At 61.5% G+C, this 19,880-nt stretch carries 27 protein-coding genes, 1 pseudogene and 1 riboswitch; of the genes and pseudogenes, 8 read left to right on the forward strand and 20 right to left on the reverse strand.

Going from position 1 to position 19,880, the window contains the following annotated elements; all coding sequences use genetic code 11:
* Positions 1-13: 13 nt before the first annotated feature.
* The 18 genes and pseudogenes from rplO to rplC all read right to left on the reverse strand — a co-directional run bounded on the left by rplO (position 14) and on the right by rplC (position 9,348).
* Positions 14-487, reverse strand: coding sequence for a 50S ribosomal protein L15 (gene rplO, locus NW846_RS03530; RefSeq protein ID WP_414346897.1), 474 nt, complete (start codon positions 485-487; stop codon positions 14-16).
* 23 nt (positions 488-510) lie between these two features.
* The gene (rpsE, locus tag NW846_RS03535) at positions 511-1,047 is read right to left on the reverse strand and encodes a 30S ribosomal protein S5 (protein WP_011430031.1); all 537 of its coding nucleotides are present in this window, start codon (positions 1,045-1,047) and stop codon (positions 511-513) included.
* Between the two features lie 18 nt (positions 1,048-1,065).
* On the reverse strand, positions 1,066-1,434 hold the full coding sequence (gene rplR / locus NW846_RS03540) for a 50S ribosomal protein L18 (protein ID WP_011430032.1): 369 nt from the start codon (positions 1,432-1,434) through the stop codon (positions 1,066-1,068).
* A gap of 2 nt (positions 1,435-1,436) precedes the next feature.
* Entirely contained in the window at positions 1,437-1,982 is a 546-nt protein-coding gene (gene rplF, locus NW846_RS03545) for a 50S ribosomal protein L6 (protein ID WP_011430033.1), read from the reverse strand.
* A gap of 26 nt (positions 1,983-2,008) precedes the next feature.
* Positions 2,009-2,413, reverse strand: coding sequence for a 30S ribosomal protein S8 (rpsH, locus tag NW846_RS03550; protein ID WP_011430034.1), 405 nt, complete (start codon positions 2,411-2,413; stop codon positions 2,009-2,011).
* Positions 2,414-2,473: 60 nt separating this feature from the next.
* Positions 2,474-3,016 carry a 50S ribosomal protein L5 gene (gene rplE, locus NW846_RS03555; protein ID WP_011430035.1) on the reverse strand — a complete coding sequence of 181 codons (543 nt, stop codon included), beginning with the start codon at positions 3,014-3,016 and terminating at the stop codon, positions 2,474-2,476.
* 56 nt (positions 3,017-3,072) lie between these two features.
* Complete coding sequence (gene rplX / locus NW846_RS03560; RefSeq protein WP_011430036.1) at positions 3,073-3,471, reverse strand: 50S ribosomal protein L24; 399 nt, start codon at positions 3,469-3,471, stop codon at positions 3,073-3,075.
* Entirely contained in the window at positions 3,471-3,839 is a 369-nt protein-coding gene (gene rplN / locus NW846_RS03565; protein WP_011430037.1) for a 50S ribosomal protein L14, read from the reverse strand. The genes rplX and rplN overlap by 1 nt, the downstream gene beginning before the upstream one ends.
* The gene (rpsQ, locus tag NW846_RS03570) at positions 3,836-4,087 is read right to left on the reverse strand and encodes a 30S ribosomal protein S17 (protein WP_011430038.1); all 252 of its coding nucleotides are present in this window, start codon (positions 4,085-4,087) and stop codon (positions 3,836-3,838) included. Before rpsQ ends, rplN begins: the two co-directional genes overlap by 4 nt.
* Positions 4,087-4,323, reverse strand: a complete 237-nt coding sequence (rpmC, locus tag NW846_RS03575; RefSeq protein WP_011430039.1) for a 50S ribosomal protein L29 — start codon at positions 4,321-4,323, stop codon at positions 4,087-4,089. Before rpmC ends, rpsQ begins: the two co-directional genes overlap by 1 nt.
* Positions 4,324-4,340: 17 nt before the next feature.
* The gene (gene rplP / locus NW846_RS03580; RefSeq protein WP_011430040.1) at positions 4,341-4,817 is read right to left on the reverse strand and encodes a 50S ribosomal protein L16; all 477 of its coding nucleotides are present in this window, start codon (positions 4,815-4,817) and stop codon (positions 4,341-4,343) included.
* 55 nt (positions 4,818-4,872) lie between these two features.
* A complete protein-coding gene (gene rpsC / locus NW846_RS03585; RefSeq protein ID WP_011430041.1) occupies positions 4,873-5,619 on the reverse strand; it encodes a 30S ribosomal protein S3 in 747 nt (248 codons plus the stop codon).
* 41 nt (positions 5,620-5,660) lie between these two features.
* Complete coding sequence (rplV, locus tag NW846_RS03590; protein WP_011430042.1) at positions 5,661-6,032, reverse strand: 50S ribosomal protein L22; 372 nt, start codon at positions 6,030-6,032, stop codon at positions 5,661-5,663.
* A gap of 42 nt (positions 6,033-6,074) precedes the next feature.
* On the reverse strand, positions 6,075-6,356 hold the full coding sequence (rpsS, locus tag NW846_RS03595; RefSeq protein WP_011430043.1) for a 30S ribosomal protein S19: 282 nt from the start codon (positions 6,354-6,356) through the stop codon (positions 6,075-6,077).
* 78 nt (positions 6,357-6,434) lie between these two features.
* Positions 6,435-7,319, reverse strand: a complete 885-nt coding sequence (gene rplB, locus NW846_RS03600; protein WP_011430044.1) for a 50S ribosomal protein L2 — start codon at positions 7,317-7,319, stop codon at positions 6,435-6,437.
* 60 nt (positions 7,320-7,379) lie between these two features.
* The gene (locus NW846_RS03605) at positions 7,380-7,679 is read right to left on the reverse strand and encodes a 50S ribosomal protein L23 (protein WP_414347794.1); all 300 of its coding nucleotides are present in this window, start codon (positions 7,677-7,679) and stop codon (positions 7,380-7,382) included.
* 343 nt (positions 7,680-8,022) lie between these two features.
* Positions 8,023-8,652, reverse strand: a pseudogene (rplD, locus tag NW846_RS03610) (50S ribosomal protein L4); the annotation flags it as partial.
* A gap of 51 nt (positions 8,653-8,703) precedes the next feature.
* Complete coding sequence (gene rplC / locus NW846_RS03615) at positions 8,704-9,348, reverse strand: 50S ribosomal protein L3 (protein WP_414347791.1); 645 nt, start codon at positions 9,346-9,348, stop codon at positions 8,704-8,706.
* A 410-nt stretch (positions 9,349-9,758) separates the two neighbouring features.
* Here rplC and NW846_RS03620 point away from each other — a divergent pair, with 410 nt between their 5' ends.
* The 6 genes from NW846_RS03620 (at position 9,759) to NW846_RS03645 (ending at position 14,604) form a co-directional block, all read left to right on the forward strand.
* Positions 9,759-11,777, forward strand: a complete 2,019-nt coding sequence (locus NW846_RS03620) for a hypothetical protein (protein ID WP_414515326.1) — start codon at positions 9,759-9,761, stop codon at positions 11,775-11,777.
* 174 nt (positions 11,778-11,951) lie between these two features.
* The gene (locus tag NW846_RS03625; protein WP_041438233.1) at positions 11,952-12,452 is read left to right on the forward strand and encodes a tetratricopeptide repeat protein; all 501 of its coding nucleotides are present in this window, start codon (positions 11,952-11,954) and stop codon (positions 12,450-12,452) included.
* A gap of 9 nt (positions 12,453-12,461) precedes the next feature.
* On the forward strand, positions 12,462-12,806 hold the full coding sequence (locus NW846_RS03630; RefSeq protein WP_049749740.1) for a class I SAM-dependent DNA methyltransferase: 345 nt from the start codon (positions 12,462-12,464) through the stop codon (positions 12,804-12,806).
* Between the two features lie 9 nt (positions 12,807-12,815).
* Positions 12,816-13,220, forward strand: coding sequence for a class I SAM-dependent DNA methyltransferase (locus NW846_RS03635; protein ID WP_414347783.1), 405 nt, complete (start codon positions 12,816-12,818; stop codon positions 13,218-13,220).
* 89 nt (positions 13,221-13,309) lie between these two features.
* A complete protein-coding gene (locus tag NW846_RS03640; protein ID WP_143596960.1) occupies positions 13,310-13,885 on the forward strand; it encodes a tetratricopeptide repeat protein in 576 nt (191 codons plus the stop codon).
* A 167-nt stretch (positions 13,886-14,052) separates the two neighbouring features.
* A complete protein-coding gene (locus tag NW846_RS03645) occupies positions 14,053-14,604 on the forward strand; it encodes a hypothetical protein (protein WP_099812198.1) in 552 nt (183 codons plus the stop codon).
* Positions 14,605-14,888: 284 nt separating this feature from the next.
* On the opposite strand, the gene metK is transcribed toward NW846_RS03645, so the two are convergent.
* Entirely contained in the window at positions 14,889-16,148 is a 1,260-nt protein-coding gene (gene metK / locus NW846_RS03650; protein ID WP_041438239.1) for a methionine adenosyltransferase, read from the reverse strand.
* Positions 16,149-16,450: 302 nt separating this feature from the next.
* Positions 16,451-16,561, reverse strand: a riboswitch (SAM riboswitch).
* A gap of 68 nt (positions 16,562-16,629) precedes the next feature.
* Positions 16,630-16,998, reverse strand: coding sequence for a hypothetical protein (locus NW846_RS03655; protein ID WP_011430055.1), 369 nt, complete (start codon positions 16,996-16,998; stop codon positions 16,630-16,632).
* A 189-nt stretch (positions 16,999-17,187) separates the two neighbouring features.
* Here NW846_RS03655 and cobO point away from each other — a divergent pair, with 189 nt between their 5' ends.
* A complete protein-coding gene (gene cobO, locus NW846_RS03660; RefSeq protein WP_011430056.1) occupies positions 17,188-17,874 on the forward strand; it encodes a cob(I)yrinic acid a,c-diamide adenosyltransferase in 687 nt (228 codons plus the stop codon).
* A gap of 17 nt (positions 17,875-17,891) precedes the next feature.
* Entirely contained in the window at positions 17,892-19,298 is a 1,407-nt protein-coding gene (locus NW846_RS03665; RefSeq protein ID WP_414346772.1) for a cobyrinate a,c-diamide synthase, read from the forward strand.
* The last annotated feature ends 582 nt before the right edge of the window (positions 19,299-19,880 follow it).

A 19,880-nucleotide genomic window follows, 5' to 3' on the forward strand; every position in this document is an offset into this window, starting at 1 on the left:
CTGCAGCCCAATTTTAGGATCCAGCGGAAGCAGTCTGGGATCCCACGAGCTCCACCCGACCCCCGGCTGCCTCGACCTTGGCTCGGGCTGAGGGGGTGATGGCAGCCGCTCTGATCGTCAGGGGCACGCCCACTTCCCCGTCTCCCAAGATCTTCAGCGGGCCATCGTTGGTGGTCACGATCCCCAAATCCATCAAGCTTTCCAAGCTGACCTCGCTGCCAGCGGGCAACTTGGCCAAAGCGCGCAGGTTGATCAGGGTGTACTGGGGGCGCCGCACGTAGCGGGGGAAGTGCTTGAGCTTGGGCAGCCGCCGATAGAGGGGGGTCTGGCCTCCCTCAAAGCCGGGCCGGGGACCGCCTCCTTTGCGCGCCTTCTGTCCCCGCATTCCCTTGCCACAGGAGGCTCCCTGTCCAGCAGCGATGCCACGGCCCAGGCGTCGTCGCCGCCGCCTCGAACCTGATTGGGGGCGAATGTCTTCTAGTCGCATACTGACCTCCGGCTAACTTGCTGTTACTTACCAAACAGGCGGCGCACGTCGATCCCTCTATCTTCAGCTACCTGCTCAAAGGTGCGCATCCGCCGCAGCGCGTCAATGGTGGCACGGGCGTTGTTGAGGGGGTTGCTGGATCCCAGTTGCTTAGCCAGACTGTTGCGCACGCCCGCCAGCTCCAGAACCGTGCGCACCGCTCCCCCGGCGATGACCCCTGTCCCGGGAGCTGCCGGCATCACCAGGACAGTGGCCCCACCGCCTGATCCCCGCATGGGATGGGGTACAGACAGACCCTTGGTGAGGGGCACTTCGATTAGGTGCTTTTTGCCATCCACAACTCCTTTGCGCACAGCCCCGATGACGTCGTTGGCTTTGCCCACGCCAACCCCCACCTGGCCGCGCTCGTTGCCCACCACCACCACGGCCCGGAAGCTCAGCTTTTTGCCGCCCTTAACTACTTTGGTGACGCGCCGGATCTGGATGACCCGCTCCTGCCACTCGCTAGTCTGCTCTTCGCGGCTCTTTTTGCTTCTGCGACGTTCTCTTTGCTCAGCCATATGCCATCTCCTCAGGGCCTAGAACTGTAAGCCTGCTTCGCGGGCGGCTTCCGCCAGGGCCTGGACACGCCCGTGGTAGAGCTTGCCGCCGCGGTCGAACACCACTTGACAAATGCCTGCCTGTAAGGCCCGTTGGGCGACGGAGCGACCCACCACGGCGGCAGCCTCTCGGGTGGCCGTGCCAATGTCTTTGAAGGCTTCCCGCAGCTCCCTGTCCAGCGTGGAGGCAGAGACTAAAGTGTGCTGGGCTACATCGTCGATCACCTGGGCGTAGATGTGGCGATGGGAGCGAAACACGGCCAAACGGGGCCGCTCGGGCGTCCCGAAGACCTTGCGGCGAATGCGGCGATGGCGACGTTGGGTGGCAGCTTTGCGAGTGATTTTCATAGCTACTTCTTGGCCTTCCCGGATTTACCTGCTTTGCGACGAACCTGTTCCCCTACATAGCGAATCCCTTTGCCCTTGTAGGGCTCTGGCGGACGGACGGCCCGAATCCGCGCCGCCGTGTTGCCCACCAGCTCTTTGTCGATACCTGAGACGACGATGACGTTGTTGCCCTCAACCGCTATTTGGATCCCTGGCGGGAAAGGGATCTCCACTGGGTGGCTGTAGCCAACGTTCAAGATTAACTTGTTGCCCTGGGTGGAAGCCCGGTAGCCCACACCCACCAATTCCAGCCTGCGCTCAAATCCCCTAGATACGCCGTCCACCATGTTGGCAACCAAGGTGCGGCAGAGGCCGTGCAGTTGGCGGGCCGGGCGAGACTCGTTGACCCGGCTGACCTTGAGCGTCTGGGCTTCTTGATGCACCGCAATCAAGGGGGGCAAACTGCGAGACAGTTCTCCCTTCGGGCCTTTTACCGAGATCTGCTGCCCCTCGATCTGAACCTCTACCTTGGCAGGAAGGGCGATGGGGCGTTTGCCAATGCGAGACATGGGCCAACTCCTGGCAAGAGAACAACTCAATAGACGTAGCAGAGCACTTCGCCGCCGATGCCCTGCTTGCGAGCATCCCGGTCGGTCATGATGCCGTTGGAGGTGGAGATGATGGCAATCCCAATTCCTCCCAACACCCGAGGCAGTTCTTTGTGGTTGCAGTAAACTCGCAGCCCGGGCCGGCTCACCCGCTTCAGGCCATTGATGATCGGCTTACGACCTTTGCCCTTGTACTTCAACCGCAACACAAGCTGAGCGTGGATCCCTTCTCCCTCTTCCTTCCAGTCGCTCACAAAACCTTCCTCATGAAGAACGCGAGCGATGCTGCGGGTCATGCGTGTGGCCGGGACCGCCACCGATTCATGCCGAGCCATGGTGGCATTGCGAATGCGGGTGAGCATGTCGGCGATCGTGTCGTTGGTGTGGGCCATGGGTGGGTCGGTGCTCCTCGGAAGATCGATCAAGTCGAGACAATTGCAGATGGGCAAACCTTAAGAGGCAAAGGGCATGCCAAACTCTTTGAGCAGGGCACGGCCCTCTTCGTCGGTTTCGGCGGTGGTCACAATGGAGATGTCCATACCTCTGATCTGGTCTACAGAGTCGTAGTTGATTTCGGGGAAGATCAGTTGCTCGCGAATACCAAGGGTGTAGTTGCCCCGCCCATCAAAAGATTTGGGGCTGACGCCACGGAAGTCGCGGATACGAGGGAGGGCAATGTTGATCAGCCGATCCAAAAACGCGTACATGCGCTCCCGCCGCAGGGTCACCATCAGGCCAACCGGCATGCCCTTGCGGATTTTGAAACTGGCAATCGCCTTTTTGGCGCGGGTAATCACCGGACGCTGGCCCGTGATGGCGCTGATCTCGGCGATGGAGGATTCCAGGGCCTTGGCGTTTTGGGAGGCATCTCCCAGGCCGCGATTGATCACGATCTTTTCCAGACGCGGCACCTGATGGATGTTGGTGTAGCCCAACTCTTTTTGCAGCTTGGGAACGATGACGGTGTTGTAGAGGATTTGCAGACGCTGGGGCATGGTCGGTTCTCCTGGGGGCTCTGGGCTGGGTCAGAGCTCTATCGAAAAAGGGACGGCTAGTCGAGGATCTCGCCGGTTTTCTTGAGGACACGGACTTTGCGGCCATCGGCGGTGATTTGATAGCCAATACGGCTGGCCACTTCCTGCTTCTTGGAATAGAGCATCACCTTGCAGGCGTGGATCGGGGCTTCTTTGGTCTCGATGCGACCACTTTCGCCTTCCCGTTGCGGCTTGCGGTGGTAGGTTACTATGTTTACCCCTTCCACCAAGACCATGTTGCGTTCGGGAAAAACCTGCAGCACCTCGCCGATTTTGCCTTTGTCGTCGCCGGAGATCACCTGGACGGTATCTCCCTTCTTGATGCGCATTTTGTAGCGTAGGCTGTTGCGGTGCTTGCGAACGCCGGTCTGCCGAATCAGCCGTCGAATTTGGCTGGGCTTGAGGGGACGAACCATTACAGAACCTCCGGGGCAAGGGAGATGATCTTGGTGAAGTTTTTCTCCCGCAGCTCGCGGGCTACAGGGCCGAAAACGCGGGTTCCGCGGGGGTTGCCGTCGTCGTTGATGATCACGGCAGCGTTGTCGTCGAAGCGGATGCACATGCCGTCGGGGCGGCGTACCGTATCGACGGTGCGGATGACCACAGCCTTGACGACGTCGGATTTTTTGACCGGCATATTGGGCAGGGCGTCTTTGACGACGCCAACGATCACATCTCCCAGGCTGGCGTAGCGACGGCCACTGCTGCCCAGGACGCGGATGCACATCAGCTTGCGGGCGCCGGTGTTGTCAGCTACCGTTAACATGGTCTGCTGCTGAATCATAGTTTCTTGACCTCCCGTATGATTTCGGCCACTCGCCAACGCTTGGTGCGGCTGAGGGGACGGGTTTCCGTAATGCGCACCAGATCCCCTTCTTGACAGCGGTTCTCTTCGTCGTGGGCCTTAAACTTTTTGGTTTTGACGACGATTTTGCCGTATTTGGGGTGGGCAACCCGGTTTTCCACAGCAACGACCACTGTCTTTTGCATCTTGTTGCTGACGACAACGCCGATCTTTTCGCGAGCAGGCATTACTCCTCCTTCTGGGTCTGAGTTGAGGACAAGGACTTGCCGCGCTTGCGCTCTGACTCAACGGTCAGCAGTTGGGCCAGCTTGTGTTTGCGCAGGCGAATGAGATGGGGCTGGTTCAACTGCCGCGTGGCCTGCTGCAAACGCAGCTCGAACAGCTCTTTCTTGACGGCGTAGATCTCCTGGCTCAATTCTTCGTCGGATAGGGCGCGAGCGTCGGCAATTTTAGGCATGGGCATGGCTCAACTCTCCTCCCTCAAATAGCGCTGGCTGCTACTTCTGTTGTTTCTGGAGCTGCTTTCTGAACAGGTTCCGGCTCCTCAAAGTTAGCCTTGGTTACAAACTTGACTTTGATCGGCAGCTTTTGGGCGGCAAGGCGCATCGCCTCTCGGGCCGTGGCTTCAGGAACTCCTCCCATCTCGAAGAGGATACGGCCCGGCTTGACGACGCAAACCCAGTATTCGGGGTTGCCTTTGCCGGATCCCATGCGGGTTTCGGCAGGCCGTTGGGTAACGGGCTTGTCGGGAAAGATGCGGATCCAGATTTGGCCTCCCCGCCGGACGTAGCGGGCCATGGCCCGACGGCTGGCCTCGATCTGCCGCGCGGTGATCCAGGCGGGTTCTAGAGCCACAAGGCCGTATTCCCCAAAGTTGATGCGGTTGCCGCGAGTCGCTTTGCCTTTCATGCGCCCGCGCTGTTGCTTGCGGTATTTGGTTCGTTTGGGGCTTAACATGGCCGTTCCTTAAATCAACTGCGATGGGGATCCCTGGATTTTCGGGTGCTGGCCCTCAGGCCTCCACTGCTGAGCGGTCTTCAAAAGTGGGCCGCCGCCGCTGCTGCCGCCGCTTGGGCTGTTGCAGGGGAACTTTTTGTTCGGGCCGTTCCTGCCCGGGGAGAACTTCTCCTTTGAAAACCCAGACCTTGACCCCAATGACACCAAAGGTGGTCTGAGCGATGTGGTCGGCATAGTCGATATCTGCCCGCAGGGTGTGCAAAGGGATCCGCCCTTCCCGGGTCCATTCGGTGCGGGCGATCTCGGCTCCGTTCAGCCGCCCGGCAATTTGAATTTTGATCCCTTGCACCCCCGCCCGCTGGGCCCGCTGGATGACCTGGCGCACGATGCGGCGAAAGGCGATCCGCCGCTCCAACTGCTGGGCGATGTTTTCTGCCAGCAAAACCGCCTCGGCATCGGCACGGGTGACCTCTACTACATTGATGCGAATGGTTCGCTCGGGGCTACCGTGTGAGCTCAGCTCTTTCTGCAGGCCCTGGCGCAGGGCGTCGAGGCCGGATCCCCCACGACCAACCACCACTCCAGGGCGAGCGGCTCGGATCTCGAGGTCGATCTGATCCGCTTTGCGTTCAATTTGAATGTCGGCCAGGCCGGCGCTGCTCAACTGCTTGGTCAGGTAGGCGCGGATGAGATCGTCCTCTCGCAGCAGGGCTGGGTAGCGAGCTGGATCGGCAAACCAGCGGCTGCGATGTTCCTTAATAACGCCGAGGCGGAAACCGGTGGGGTGAATCTTCTGTCCCATGGTGGTGTCAGTTGAGGGGTAAAGTCTGGGGGTACAGGCGTCTAGGAGGCCGTCGCCGCTTCAGGTTCTATGGGCCGGACGGCGATGGTAATGTGGCAGGTGCGCTTGCGGATTGGGTAGGCACGACCTTGGGCGCGGGGGCGAAATCGCTTCAGCGTCGGCCCCTGGTCAGCGTAGGCCTTGCTGATGACCAGGTCCCGAGGATCCAGGCCGTTGTTGTGTTCGGCATTGGCCACCGCCGAGCGCAGCACCTTGCGAACCGGCTCACAGGCGGCGTAGGGCATGAACTCCAACAGGATCAGGGCATCGGCATAGGTGCGCCCCCGGATCTGGTTCAGCACGCGCCGCACCTTATAGGGGGACATGCGGATGTAGCGAGCTACCGCTTTGATTTCAGGGGATGGATCGGCCATGGCGCTCTCCTAGCTTATTGCCTCTTCTGTTCGTTGCTGGACTTAACGGCGGGCAGCTTTTTTGTCACTGCCCGCGTGGCCGCGAAAGGTACGGGTGGGGACGAACTCCCCCAGCTTGTGGCCCACCATCTGATCGGTGATGTAGATGGGCACGTGCTGCTTGCCGTTGTGCACGGCGATGGTGTGGCCGATCATAACGGGCAGGATGGTGCTGGCTCGCGACCAGGTTTTGATCATGTGCTTCTCATTGCGCTCGTTCATCTTCTCGATTTTGAGAAGCAGCTTGGCATCGACAAAAGGGCCTTTTTTGAGTGAACGTCCCATAGCAACCTCAACAGTCTGGCAAGCTGGTAAGGGTCGAAAGAAAAAGAAAATTCAGGGGCGCAGCAGATGGCCGGACTCTTATTGAGCGGCCCTCCCGCTCTTGTCCCGGCGGCCGCCACGACGGCGACCGCGCACGATGAACTTGTTGCTGGGTTTGTTGCGTTTGCGGGTTTTGTATCCCAGGGTGGGCTTGCCCCAGGGGGTGACAGGGGTGCTGCGGCCGATGGGGGCTTTTCCTTCCCCACCGCCATGGGGGTGATCGACAGGGTTCATCACCGAGCCGCGCACGTGGGGACGGCGACCTAGCCAGCGGCTACGCCCCGCTTTGCCGAGGCTGAGGTTGCTGTGGTCAACATTTCCCACTTGGCCGATGGTGGCGTAGCACTCGCCTCGGATCATGCGGACTTCGCCGGAGGGCAGCTTGAGGGAGACATACTTGCCCTCTTTGGCTACTACTTGGGCGCCGGCCCCGGCGGCGCGAACAATTTGCCCACCGCGGCCGGGATACAGCTCCACGTTGTGAACCACCGTCCCCAGCGGGATCCGCTCCAGGGGCATGGCGTTGCCAAGCTCAAAGGGGGCATCGGGCCCCGCCATAATGGTGGCTCCCACCTCGAGGTTGCGGGGAGCGAGGATGTATCGCTTCTCGCCATCTTCGTATTCCACCAAGCAGATGCGGGCGCTGCGGTTGGGATCGTACTCGATGGTCTTGACGGTGGCCGGGATCCCGCGCTTGTCGCGGCGGAAGTCGATGATGCGGTAGAGCCGCTTGTGGCCGCCGCCTCGGTGGCGGCAGGTGATGACGCCGCGGTTGTTGCGCCCTTTTTTGCGGTGGATGAATTGCAGCAGCGACTTCTCCGGTCTGGGCCGCTTGCCGTTTTCGTCCCGCGACAGCTCCTCGAAGTTGGAGACCGTCATGTGGCGGGTGCTGGGGGTATAGGGTCGGAAGGTACGAATGCCCATGGCTCGAGGGGGGGTGAAGGACGGGTGGCAATAAAACTCGAAGCGGGAAGAGGGGTTTGGTTAGGTGTCGGGGAAGAGGGTGATGGAGTCGCCTTCGGCCAAGGTCACGATGGCTCGCTTGGGACAGCTGCGATAGCCGACAGAACGGCCTACCCGCCGCTGCTTGCGGGGCAGTTTAAGGGTGTTGACGGCGGTGACCCGCACCCCAAACATCTCCTCGACGGCAGCTCGGATGAGCGGCTTGGTGGCAGTGGGCATCACTTCAAAGACGTATTTGCGCTGTTCCATCAGGGCAGTTGCCTTTTCGGTGATGACGGGACGCAACAGGACATCGGCCAGGATCCGCTTGCTCTCAGTCATTGTCTTCCTCCTCTGCTGCGGCTGTTTCGGCCTCCTCGCCAGCTGGCGGCTGGGCAAGGGGCTCTGCTTCTTGGGCTAGTTCCGCTTGTCCCTGAACTTCTCGCTCTTGTGCTTGGGCCAGCTCTTCTTCCTGGGTTTCCTGAACTTGTGGGTTTGCTAGAGCTACTTGATTAGCCTGATCAGCCTGCGCCGGGGGAGCCTCTGGCTGGGCTTGAGCTTCTGCTTGCTCTTCCTGCTCCTGGCTTTGACCTTCTGCTTGTTCGACTGGCCGAGCTTCTCGCTCTGCCGCCTGAGCCTGATCTTCAAGGCGATCGGCTTGGGTTGGAGCTGCTGCTGCCGCGCCGGATCCCCAGCGGGCCTTGAGCTTCTCCAGGGCAGAGGTGGTAATCAGCACCCAATCGACGTTGAGCAGATCAAAGACATTGAGCTGATCCAGGCCGATCAGCTTGACGCGGGCGATGTTGCGTACGGCTCGCTCGACGGCTTCCGAGCGCTCGGCGACGATAAGCAGTGCCGACTGATCCTCCATCACCCCCCAGCGCAGCAGAGCTTGGGCCACGGCGCGAGTCTTGGGCGGGTTGAGCTGATCCTGGAAATCTTCCACCACGATCAGGTCTTCCACCCGGCTTTGCAGGGCAGTGCGCAGAGCCAGTTGCCGCTCTTTGCGGTTCATGGCCAGGTTGTACTCCCGCTTGCGGGGGCCGAAGATCACTCCACCCTTGCGCCAAAGGGGGGAGCGAATGGAGCCGGCGCGGGCCCGGCCGGTGCCTTTTTGCCTCCAGGGCTTGCGGCCGCCACCGCGCACCTCAGCCCGGGTCTTGGTGTGGGCGTTGCCTTGGCGGGCGTTGGTCATCTGCCGGCGAAGAGCTAGATAGAGGATGTGGGAGGCCGTTTCGGGACGGGCAACTTTGAGGCTTAGCTCCGCGCTGCCCACCGTTTCCCCTTGCCAATTTTTCACCACACAACTTGCCATGGTTTCCTCGTCTTTGCAGATGCTGGTCAGCCTTTGCCAGGGATCCCTTTCCTAGCGTTTGTTGCCCACCTGCTTGGCAGGGGTAATCTCCAGCAGCCCCCCTTCCACGCCGGGCACAGAGCCCTTGATGATCAGCAAGTTCCGCTCCGGATCCACCTGCACCAACTGCAGTTTGCGAATGGTGACGCGGCAGCCTCCCATCCGGCCCGCCATGCGTAGCCCCGGAAACACGCGGCCAGGGGTTGTGCCGGCGCCAACAGAACCCGGTCGGCGGTGGTTCTTGGAGCCGTGAGACATGGGGCCGCGACCAAAGTGGTGCCGCTTCTGGTAGCCGGCAAACCCCCGCCCGATGGAAGTGCCGGCTACATCCAGCAACTGGCCCGGAGAGAAGATCTCGACGGTGATCTTTTGCCCCAACTGGTAAGCTTCTGGCTGGTCGACCCGGAACTCGCGCAGGTGGCGCAGCAGCTCCGTCACCCCCGCTTTGCTCAGGTGGCCCTGCTGGGCTCGCGTGAGGTGCTTTTCGGCGGTGGGCCAGTAGCCCAACTGCACGGCGTTGTAGCCGTCTGTGGCTTGGGTCTTGATCTGGGTTACCGTGCAAGGCCCCGCCTGCACGACCGTGACCGGAATGGCCAACCCTTCCGGAGAGAAGATCTGGGTCATGCCGACTTTTCTTCCAAGGATGCCAAGCGCCACGAGAACCTCCTCTCGAGCCTCTGCGACTCGCTTCTGTCAGCTTGCAACTGGCTCAATGAGCCGGATCCAGGCAGCAACGGCGCGGCAGCAGGAAGCTCAGGACTAGCTGAGGCTGCCCGCTCAGGCGAAAAAGCAACGAAAAGGAATCTTTGGATCCCCGCAGGCCAAACAGCGCCAGCAGCGCTGCTCCCTTTGCTTAATTCACCCTCAAATCACACGCCAAACTGCTTTCAAAGACTGCTCAGACTTACCTGCAAAGAGGCAGTATCTGGTTTAGCAGTACGCTAGGTTGCCGAGAGCCGTCGTCAGAGCGGGCGGACTTAATTGGCAACAGTAGTACATCATAATGAGGTGAAGACCTGTTTGTCCAGATTTTGCCGAGAAAATGGCTCGGTCGGGGGGCAGCGACTGTGAAAGCCGCTCTGGTGGGCGAAAAGAGCTATCGACGGCAAGAGCCACCTCCTTTTAGGAGTGTGATGGGGTGGGCGGGCAGCGGGCTGACCCAGGCTTGTGTAGATCGCTACCTGGATTTGTTGCGGGCGGGAACCGATCCGGGCCGGATCTTGTTTTTGGTGCGCAGCCAGCGGCAGGCAGAGGGGGTGTTGCGGCGCTTACAGCAGCTCAGCTCGAGCTGGGTGGGCCCGTGGCGGATCGAGACGTTTTTGCAGCGGGTGGGGCGCTCTCTGGCCGATCACTGGCCGCAGGTGTGCGAGCGGGTTCCCCAGTTGCCGCGCTCGTTTGAGCCAATTCCCTTGGCCAAGGATCTGGCCCAATTTCTCTGTGGGCGAGCCTGTGCTTTGTGTCCGCGGCATGGGGAGGTCTTTGCCGATCTTGGGCTGGAGGAGTTCCAGAGTTGGGATCAGATCAGCAGCGCTGCCTATATTGCGGGGGCTTCGGGTTTGGCGGCGGAAGCGGTGGGATCCCGGCTGGCGGCGGCCTGGCCGGCGGAGGGGGATCCGGGGCGGGCAGAGGCCTTGCAGGCGATGGGCTGTTGTGTGGAGCGGCTGTGGGAGGTGGGGTTGCGGCTGGGATCCCTGGACTTCGGCCTGCAAATCCGGCTGTTTGGCGAGCACATCCTGCCGCTGGCGGAGTTTTGGCAGGAGTGGGATCACCTGATCGTGGATCAGGCGGAGGACAGTTGCGGGGTGGCGCTGGAGTTTTACCGGCAAGGGCAAGCCCATCTGCAAAGCCAGTTTTTCAGCTATACCATCGGCGGCGGGGTCTCTTTGACGGGGATCCCAGAGGCCGTGGCTCGCTTTCTGAGGGAAAACACCCAGGTTCAGCTTCTGGAGGGGAGCTACTGCGGCTCAGCCGGCATGATCCGCCTGGGACTGCAGATTGCGCGGGTGCTGGATCCGCGGTTTGACCATCCCCTGACGGAGCCTCTGGCAGAGAGGCTGCCAAGGGTGCAGGTGCTGGAGGGCGAGACCCAATTCGCGGCGGTGGAGGCGATGGTTGCCCAGATCCGGCAGCTTTTGCGGGCCGGGATCCCGGCCTCTCGCATCGCCGTCCTGCTGCCTCGCATGGATGCGGGGGTGAGCTTGAGCTTGCAGGAGCAGTTGCCGGAGGTCTTGCCGATCGCCCCTTTCCCGGCGTTGATCCGCTACCCACTGGTGCGGGCTTTGCTGACGGCGGCGGAAGTGGCCCATCCCGAGTGGGGAGCTTTTCCCACCTTGCCGGCCTGGCGACTGCTCCTGGGCAGGGTGTTGGATCTGGATCCCATCCGGGCGGCTTTGCTGGCCGAAGATACCCTTGACCCGGTAGGGCGTCCCCTGCGGCCCAAGACCGCCGTGCGACAGCCGGAGCGGGTGGGGTTTGCCAACCTGGAGCGCTACCAGAAGCTGCTGGATTGGCTGCGCAGCTACCGCGGCGGGCCCTCCCTGGCCGCTTTCTTCCAGCGGTTTTTCGCCGAGCACCTAGCCCAGGGGATGGATTTGCCCCAAGACCAAGAGCTGCTGCAAGCGCTGATCGACGCGGCACAACGGTTTCGCCGGGCCTTTCCTGCGGAAGAGGATCGTGCCTTTTTGGCCATGATCCGCTCGGGACAAACCCCCAGCAACAGCCGCTTCGAGCCCGACTATTCCCGCTACCTCGTGGTGGCGACGCCGGTGGCCTATATCAACCGAGGTTTGCAGGCGGATTATCAGTTCTGGTTCGACATCACGAATCCGCTTTGGTCCCGTTCTCTTTGGCGTGTGCTTTACAACAGCCGTGTGCTGACGCCGGAGTGGGATGGGGAGGTTTTCAATGCAGCCCAAGACCTACAGGCACGTCACCAAATCCTGGCTCGCACGCTGCTCAACCTCTGTTGCCGAACTCGGAAGGGGCTGTGGCTGGTGCGCTCCACTTTTAACTACCGCGGCGAAGAGAACACCGGCATGTTGGATTACCTCATTTTAAAGGCCGCGAAGGCCATGGCCACAGCCTGAGAGGAGCAACCTTACACCCATCCCAAGCCGCAACCAGACCCAGGTTCCAGAGCATAGCGAAGCTGTCTGTTGTGTCGATCCCCAACTGGGGAGTGCTCAAGATTGTCGCCAATTTGGAATGCCCCTATCGTGGGCATATCGTGAGAGAAAGCTAGGTTCTCCTACACTGGGGAGATGGCTAAGGGCTTTGGAAAACCGGCGAAAAAACAGCCGCTCCTCTCGGCCCGACAGGCGGCAGGCCGCTTCCGGCGGGGGGAATGGGCTGGCTGCCGGCAGCTCTGTGAGCAGATCCTCGCCGCTGCCGACCGGTCTGATCTGGAAGAGGCCATTGCCTTGACGCAAGCCCATGCTCTTTTGGGGCGCATCGAGGAGGGATCCGGTCGCTACCCTGCCGCCATGCTGCACTACCAACAGGCCATCGTGGCCTGTCCCCCTGCTGCTCCCGCCAGCTTGGCCGCTGAGGTTCATGCGCTGCTGGGGGGAGTACTGCGGCAGATGGGCGAGAAAAAGCAGGCGCAACGGCTCTTCGAGCAAGCCCTGGCCCGGGATCCAGCGCTGCTGATGGCGCGGGTGGGGCTGGCCGACCTGCTGCAGATGCGAGGAGAATACGAGGCGGCTCTGGCCCATTATTTGCAGGCCTGGCAGGGATCCCAGCAAGAGGCAGACATTCCTTAGCAGATCGGCATGGGCTTTTGGAAGCAGGGACAAGTGGAGGTGGCCAGCTCTTGGTTTCGGCGGGCGCTCGCCCTGCAGCCCGAACACAGCGATGCCCGCTACATGCTGGCCATTGTGGGGGAGCTGCCCCTGCCCGACAGGACTCCTCCGGAGTGGGTGCGACGTCTATTTGACGAATATGCGCCCCGCTTTGAGCAGCATTTGCTGGAAAAACTGAACTACCAGGGGCCACAGGCTGTGCGGCAAGGGATCCTGGCTGCCGCAGGGGGAGCGTCTCCTTGGTTTGAGCGGGCGCTGGATCTGGGCTGTGGCACCGGCCTGGCGGGATCCCAGGTGCGCTCCTACGTTGGATAGTTGCGGGGTGTGGATCTCTCCGCCCGCATGGTGGAGATTGCCCGGAAAAAGGGCATCTACGACCACCTGATTCAGGGGGACTTGCTGGAGCTGCTGCAGCAGACCTCAGAGCGCTACGACTTGCTCCTGGCGGCAGATGTGTTTATCTATCTGGGGGATCTGGCCCAGGTCTTGCCGGCCTGTGGGCGGGTGCTCAATCCCGGCGGGCTTTTGGCCTTCACCGTCGAGCAGGGATCCGCCCCCGGCTACGAGCTGGGATCCACCACGGGGCGCTCTGCCCACTCCGCCGCCTACGTGCTGCAGCAGGCAGAACGGGCAGGGCTGGATCCCGTCTATCACCAGAACTTTACCCTGCGGCGAGAGGGAGAAACCGACGTGCCCGGAGCCGTGTGGTGTTTACGTCGGCAGCCGTGATCGAAAGCGGCTGGCCCGAAATGGCTGTAGGCCCTCTATCCGCGCCCGGAAAGAATCGAGTAGAGTGGGGGCGCCCGCCTGGATTTGGATTGGGTTTTTATGAATCCGGACACCCCGCCTGCTGCGCCCTCGTCCCGCCGCTTCCCCGTTCGTCCTGTGGCAACGCTGGCCCTCGCCGCCGGCCTCCTGGCGGGGCCTACGCCCTTCTGCAGCGGCTACGGCTGCAGATGCACCGGGATCTGATCCTCTATCGGTACGCCGCTTTCTCCGGCTATGGAGATGTGACAGCGTTCGATCCCGGCCCAAGCGACCGCTGGTTTCCGCTCACCTACCCCGTATTGGCTCGCTGGGGAGGATCCGCCGACCCAAGCCGCCGCAGCTACGCCTTTGACACGCCGCTGCCCGACTACGTGGATCCCGGCGACCCTGGAGATCGCTACTTTCTGGAAGCCAAAGCCTTGCGGGACGGCTATGCCCGCCAGGCAATCTACGCCGGCAATGAGCTGCTGGCCCGCTTCCCGCAGAGCCGCTATGCCGGGGATGTGCTCATGAGTCTGGACGGCCTGACGGGAGAGGCTGCCTTCCTAGGGCGGCTGCTGGCGCAATTTCCCGACAGCGATCGCGCTCTGGAGGCAGCGCTGGGGCTGGGGCCTGTTGACCACTGAGTCTTCACCGTACTGCAGCTTCATGGCCTCTTCACAGAGCCTGCATGGAAGGCCAACAGCGGCATCCTCTGACGGGAGCTGTCTTGCGGGATCCGGGGATAAGGCTTTATCTCCCTTTTATCTCGCCGGATCTGGGTTAGCCTTGGGTTGAGTGTCCTTGGGCCCTGATGGATCCCGCGACCTTTTTGGAGCGCTACGGGTTTGAGCTAGAGGGGCAAGCCAGTCAGGCCTGGGTGGAGCGCTGGAGCAAACAGTTCCCAGCCTCTTGGATCCCGGCGGCCCTGCTGGAAGCCCTCTACCAGGGTCGCTACAAGGCCACCTCTGTGGAACAGATCCTCCGCCTCTGGCAGCGCCGTGGCGCTCCTCACCTCACCTTTCCCCCCGAAATCAGCCAATCCCTGTGGCGGGAACAACAGGAGCTGATCCGGTCTTTGGTCTCGACTGCCGCCAGCTCTTTTGCCCGCCCTCCCTCACCGCTCCCAGCCCCGCTCAGGAGAGGATCCCTCTTCTCCGGAGAATCGGCCATTTCTCTCGACTTGTTGTTGGATGAGCTGCAGGATCTCCCGCCCAAGCTGCGCCACCTGCTCGTTCATGTTCATCCTGCCCCGCCGACCTCCTCGGCGGCTCGCGCTGGTGGGACGGAGCTTTTGGTAACTTTGGAGCTGCAGCTTGCCGACCCTGTGGATCCTGACCAGCCATCCCAAGGGCAGCCTGGGTGAGTTAGCGATTTTGCCTCAGGGATCCTTGCCATCACAAACTCCGGCCTGCTCCCACCCCAGCAGAGCTTGGCGGGATGGGGGGTAGGAGTGTCAGGTCTAGTCAAGACTGGCGTTGAAGGTCAAGCTCCCGCCATAGCCTATCAGGGCTGAGCGGGAGTTCTCGACGCCAGGCTCCACGGCGGCAGTGAACTGGCTGTGCACAGCCTATCCTGCCGGAGCTATCCCACTTGTCGAGCAACTGCACCAGGGCAGGCATTGAGCCCAGCCTGTCCCCCTTGATCCCCCTAGCCTAGGATGGCGGTCGCCCCGGCGAAAGCTTCCTCCCGCAGCAGGGCAGCCTTATCCGTGCGCTCCCAGGGCAGATCCAGATGGGTTTGCCCGAAGTGCCCGTAGACCGCCACGTTTTGATAGAAGCGCCCTCCCCTTTGGCGGGGCAACTCTCGCAGTTGGAACTGCGCCAGAATGGCCGCCGGCCTCAGGTCGAAGTGGCGCTGCACCAGCCGCAGCAGAGCTTCATCGGGGATGCGGCCGGTGCCAAAAGTTTCCACCAAAAGGTTGATGGGACGAGCCACCCCAATGGCGTAGCTGACCTGCACCTCGCATTTTTGCGCCAGGCCGGCGGCCACGATGTTCTTGGCCACATAGCGGGCGGCATAGGCGGCGCTGCGATCCACCTTGGTGGGATCCTTGCCGGAGAAGGCCCCGCCCCCGTGGCGGGAATAGCCGCCGTAGGTATCGACGATGATCTTGCGTCCGGTCAGGCCGGCATCCCCCTGGGGTCCGCCAATGACGAACTTGCCGGTGGGATTGGTGAGGAAGCGGGTGTTGCCATCGGGTTTGATGGGCAGCTCGGCAAACACCGGCTGCACCACCGCCTCCCAGAGATCGGCGCGGATCCGCTCCTGCACCGCTGCCTCTTCTGTAATGGCACCGATGGTCGGCGTGTGCTGGGTAGAGATCAGCAGGGTGTGAATGCCCACCGGCCGCCCCTCCTCATAGGCCACAGTCACCTGCGTTTTGCCATCCGGACGCAGGTAGGGCAGGGTGCCGTTTTTGCGAACCGCGGCCAACTGGCGGCTGAGGCGGTGGGCCAAGCTGATGGGCAGTGGCATCAACTCGGGGGTTTCGTCGCAGGCGAAGCCAAACATCAAGCCCTGATCCCCGGCCCCGATCAAGTCGAATTCATCTTCCTGAGATGTGCGACTTTCCAGAGCCAAGTTCACCCCCTGGGCGATGTCGGGGGATTGTTCATCGAAAGCCACCAACACCGCGCAGCTTTCTGCAGAGAAGCCGTTCTTGGCGTCGGTATAGCCAATTTCGGCCACCTTGTCCCGCACCAGTCGGGTGAAGTTGACATGCGCCTGCGAGGTGATCTCCCCGGTCAGGATCACCATGCCTGTATTCACCACCACCTCTGCCGCCACTCGACTTAAGGGATCCGCCGTCAAGAGGGCATCCACGATGGCGTCAGAGATCTGGTCGCAAATTTTGTCGGGGTGCCCTTCTGTCACCGACTCTGAGGAAAACAAAAACGACTTGGACAACGAACCTCTCCTTAAGACGAAACAGATACAACCAAGAACTGCCCAGAAAGCAGAGCCTGCTGCTGCCGTTCATCATCCGCCGGCCTGAGCAGGGATCCCTTCCACCTCAGCCGAGCAGAAGAACAGACCTAGGCCGTGGCCGACGCAGGAGCAAGAGCGCCGTATCGCACCGAGGACTTTGCCGCCGAAGCAATAGAGCCTCGCTCCGCTGCTGCAACCAGAGCTATTGGGAAGCGCTAAAGGGCGAAGTCGTCAGAAAAGTCCCCCTGGCAAGAGGACTGTCCTCTAGAGAAAGCTTTATTCCTTTATCTTTCGGTTACTGACTAACCGCAGGAGTTGGCACCGTAGCGGAGGCTTCCGCCGGTTGCCGCAGCTTCGTTGGGCCTGATCCCTCAGTCTGCTCTGGATAAAGAACGGAACTTGTCCTTATCGTACCCCTAACCTCGACGCATTTGTCAAAAAAATGGTTGCTGAGTGAGCCTCAGTCCAACAGCTTCTGCCACCAGTCGGTGGACTGGGCGGCCCTGAGAAAAAAGACGCTGGCCAAGCCCAAGGGAAAGAGGACGCCGAGAAAACCGACCGTCCCCAGCGCCCAAGCTAGGCGATGCAGGTGTCTTTTGCTGGCAGCGCCCGCGGCTGTTTCTGCCAAGACGGCCAACATCGATCCCAAAGCCGCCAACAGGGATCCACCCAGCCCAGCCAGATAGGCGGGCCCCAGCCACGGCTGCAACTGGGCAGCAGAGGCAATTTCCAGGCGTGGCAAGACTTGAAAACACCCTATCGCCAGCACAGCCCAGATGAAAGAGTACATCAGCAGGCTATCTCGAAAAGCGGCAGCCGGCTCTTTCATGATCCCAGCCCAATTGGGGATGAGTATGCAGCAAAACCCAACTTCTGGCTTGACAGGGATCCTAACCCATCTGCCCCAACTCTCCTGAAACCTGAAAACCTGAAAGCCAGATTAGGATGAAGAGCAGTCTGCTGAGCGAAAACTTCGGCCTGCCAGACCCCTCCTGCGGCTTCCCAACCCTCCATAGCCATGCCCCCCTCTCCCCTGCCGGAAACGCCCGGATCCCTGCCCACCTCGGCCCCCGAGCCGGAAGCCGAACAAAACCGGCGACACCGCCAAAGGATGCAACGCCGCCAGCAGATCCAGCGGCAGCGCCTGGCGAGCATGCGCGACGACAAGGGCTTGGTGATCATCTATACGGGGCAGGGCAAGGGCAAGAGCACAGCGGCCTTCGGCACCCTCTTCCGTGCCCTCGGCCAAGGGTTATCGGTGGGGGTGGTGCAATTTATCAAGGGGGCCTGGGATCCGGGCGAAGCCAAATTGTTGCGCAAGTTGGCCGCCCATCCCGAGCTGGAGCTGGGGAAAATTGCCTTTTACGCCATGGGGGAGGGCTTTACCTGGGAAACTCAGGATCGGGAGCGGGATATCGCCCACGCGCAGGCGGCCTGGGAAAAGGGGCGGGAGCTGTTCAGCAGCGGCGAGTACCACCTGGTGCTCCTCGATGAGATCAATGTTGCCCTCAAGCTGGGGTATCTCTCCCTGGAGCAGGTGTTGGCCGGCCTGGCCGAGAAACCGGAGCGAGTGCACGTGATCCTAACTGGGCGGGGCGCGCCGGCAGGCCTGATCGAGCGGGCCGACTTGGTTACCGAGATGACCTTGATCAAGCATCCCTTTCGCGACCAAGGGATCAAAGCGCAAATCGGCATCGAGTTCTAGTCCTTGGGTGGGGCAAGATGGCCATTCTGCTGGCGGCAGCCACAAGCGGCAGCGGCAAGACCACCGTCACGTTGGCTCTGTTGGCCGCCCTGCGGCGGCGGGGCCTGCGCATCCAGCCCTTCAAGGTGGGGCCTGACTACATCGATCCCCTGTTCCACACGGCGGTGAGCGGGATCCCCTGTCGTAACTTGGATCCCTTTTTAACCGATGAGAACTTTGTGCAGCGCTGCTTTCGCCACCACTGCCAGGGCAAAGATGGGGCAATTGTAGAGGGGGTGATGGGCCTCTTCGATGGGCGGGCGCCCGCATCCCCGCCAGATCCCACGAGCAGAACGGAGCCCTTTTTTGCCAGCAGCGCCCATGTGGCCCGCCTGCTGGGGATCCCCGTGGTGCTGGTCATCGACGGCAGCGGCATGGGAATGACAGTGGCCGCTTTGCTCTACGGCCTGAGCCGCTTCGATCCCGGCCTGGCCATCGCCGGCGTCATTTTCAACCAGGTGGCCTCGGAGCGGCACGGCCAGATTTTACAGCAAGCGGCGGCAGCGGTAGGGATCCCGGTTTTGGGCCAATTGCCCCGCCGTGAGGATCTGCGCCTGCCCAGCCGCCACCTGGGGCTGGTGCCCGTCTCAGAGCTGGATCACTTCCCCCACTGGCAGGAGGCCTGGGCCGACCTGGCCGAGCAGCACCTGAATTGGGACAAGCTGCTGCCGCTGATTCGAACGCTTCCCCCGGCAGCAGGAGAGCTATGGCCAGGGATCCCCTCTCTCGCGGAAAGGACTCCGTCCCGCCACCGTGAACGGGTTCGGGTAGGGGTGGCCCAAGACGCCGCCTTTAACTTCTACTACGCCGACAACTTGGACTTGCTGCGGGCCTGTGGCGCCGAGCTGCTGGCGTACTCTCCCCTGCAGGTGGGGCTGTGGCCGCCGGATCCCTGCGACGGCCTGCTCTTGGGGGGCGGGTTCCCAGAACTGTTTGCCGCCACCCTCTCTGAGAAAATAGCCCGACAGCCACCGCCGCCCGCCCACCCACCCCTGTATGCCGAATGCGGCGGACTGATGGTGCTGGGACGATCTCTCACCGATTTGCAGGGAAAGACCTACCCCATGGCCGGGCTGCTGCCCATCACGGTGGACATGGGCAGCCGGCTGTGTCTGGGCTACCGCGAGGCCACTGTTTTGCGCCCCACCCTGCTGGTCGAGGCCGGGGATCGCCTACGCGGGCACGAATTTCACCGCTTCCGCAGCACCCCCACCTCCCCCAGCCCAATCTACAGCTGGGGATCCCCGCCCCACCGGGAAGGCTGGGCCGGCCAGCGCCTGCACGCCTCCTATCTGCACCTTCACTGGGGATCCCGTCCCGATCTGGCAGTGCGGCTACTCCAGAATTTCTTAAGAATTGCTCAAGGCGCTCCTGATCCCGCTTAAAATAAAGCAGCGATGCAGCCCCAGTCTCCCGTTGCTGCGTCCGCCTTAGCCGCTTTCCGGCAATTGTCTAAAAAAGCTGCCGCCCTGCTCTGGAAGCAGATTCAAAGCAGATCAGTGAAAAGATCGCCATTCAGGGTTCAAAATCCGCTCCGATAGCAGGCTTCAGCGATCCCCAACTGCTTTGAGACTCTTTGAGCAATCAGTCTCCCTTCTTCCCAATTCCCAGGCCACAGCATCGAGTGTTTCCCTCTAGTTATCCGTGATATTCCTCAGCCTTTTCCCACCACAATTCCTCGGGAACCTACCCTACCTCCATCCGTCTGTAAGACCTAGCCCACTTGACCTCGCAAACGGGTCAACCCTTTCTAGACGTGCCACAATCGTCCTGGCCAAAGGGTGGGCAAAATCTTCACCGATAAAGCACTTCGGGATCAAGGCCCAAGCCCCGCCAAAGGAAAACTGACCGGTTCTCGGCAGGGATCGGATCCCAGCGGGCAAGAGTTTTGAATTAGGGTAAACTTTAATGTCTGTTCTGAGAGGAGTGTTAAATACAACATCCTCCTGCCTTAGACTTTGCCTAGC

The sequence above is a fragment of the Synechococcus sp. W60.3 genome (genome assembly GCF_047502615.1).
Taxonomy (GTDB): domain Bacteria; phylum Cyanobacteriota; class Cyanobacteriia; order Thermostichales; family Thermostichaceae; genus Thermostichus.

Bases quoted from the DNA above. Each gene is read 5' to 3' on its own strand.
- rplO (WP_414346897.1), bottom strand. From the start codon at position 487: ATGCGACTAGAAGACATTCGCCCCCAATCAGGTTCGAGGCGGCGGCGA.
- rpsE (WP_011430031.1), bottom strand. From the start codon at position 1,047: ATGGCTGAGCAAAGAGAACGTCGCAGAAGCAAAAAGAGCCGCGAAGAG.
- rplR (WP_011430032.1), bottom strand. From the start codon at position 1,434: ATGAAAATCACTCGCAAAGCTGCCACCCAACGTCGCCATCGCCGCATT.
- rplF (WP_011430033.1), bottom strand. From the start codon at position 1,982: ATGTCTCGCATTGGCAAACGCCCCATCGCCCTTCCTGCCAAGGTAGAG.
- rpsH (WP_011430034.1), bottom strand. From the start codon at position 2,413: ATGGCCCACACCAACGACACGATCGCCGACATGCTCACCCGCATTCGC.
- rplE (WP_011430035.1), bottom strand. From the start codon at position 3,016: ATGCCCCAGCGTCTGCAAATCCTCTACAACACCGTCATCGTTCCCAAG.
- rplX (WP_011430036.1), bottom strand. From the start codon at position 3,471: ATGGTTCGTCCCCTCAAGCCCAGCCAAATTCGACGGCTGATTCGGCAG.
- rplN (WP_011430037.1), bottom strand. From the start codon at position 3,839: ATGATTCAGCAGCAGACCATGTTAACGGTAGCTGACAACACCGGCGCC.
- rpsQ (WP_011430038.1), bottom strand. From the start codon at position 4,087: ATGCCTGCTCGCGAAAAGATCGGCGTTGTCGTCAGCAACAAGATGCAA.
- rpmC (WP_011430039.1), bottom strand. From the start codon at position 4,323: ATGCCCATGCCTAAAATTGCCGACGCTCGCGCCCTATCCGACGAAGAA.
- rplP (WP_011430040.1), bottom strand. From the start codon at position 4,817: ATGTTAAGCCCCAAACGAACCAAATACCGCAAGCAACAGCGCGGGCGC.
- rpsC (WP_011430041.1), bottom strand. From the start codon at position 5,619: ATGGGACAGAAGATTCACCCCACCGGTTTCCGCCTCGGCGTTATTAAG.
- rplV (WP_011430042.1), bottom strand. From the start codon at position 6,032: ATGGCCGATCCATCCCCTGAAATCAAAGCGGTAGCTCGCTACATCCGC.
- rpsS (WP_011430043.1), bottom strand. From the start codon at position 6,356: ATGGGACGTTCACTCAAAAAAGGCCCTTTTGTCGATGCCAAGCTGCTT.
- rplB (WP_011430044.1), bottom strand. From the start codon at position 7,319: ATGGGCATTCGTACCTTCCGACCCTATACCCCCAGCACCCGCCACATG.
- NW846_RS03605 (WP_414347794.1), bottom strand. From the start codon at position 7,679: ATGACTGAGAGCAAGCGGATCCTGGCCGATGTCCTGTTGCGTCCCGTC.
- NW846_RS03625 (WP_041438233.1), top strand. From the start codon at position 11,952: ATGGCTAAGGGCTTTGGAAAACCGGCGAAAAAACAGCCGCTCCTCTCG.
- NW846_RS03630 (WP_049749740.1), top strand. From the start codon at position 12,462: ATGGGCTTTTGGAAGCAGGGACAAGTGGAGGTGGCCAGCTCTTGGTTT.
- NW846_RS03645 (WP_099812198.1), top strand. From the start codon at position 14,053: ATGGATCCCGCGACCTTTTTGGAGCGCTACGGGTTTGAGCTAGAGGGG.
- NW846_RS03655 (WP_011430055.1), bottom strand. From the start codon at position 16,998: ATGAAAGAGCCGGCTGCCGCTTTTCGAGATAGCCTGCTGATGTACTCT.
- cobO (WP_011430056.1), top strand. From the start codon at position 17,188: ATGCCCCCCTCTCCCCTGCCGGAAACGCCCGGATCCCTGCCCACCTCG.
- NW846_RS03665 (WP_414346772.1), top strand. From the start codon at position 17,892: ATGGCCATTCTGCTGGCGGCAGCCACAAGCGGCAGCGGCAAGACCACC.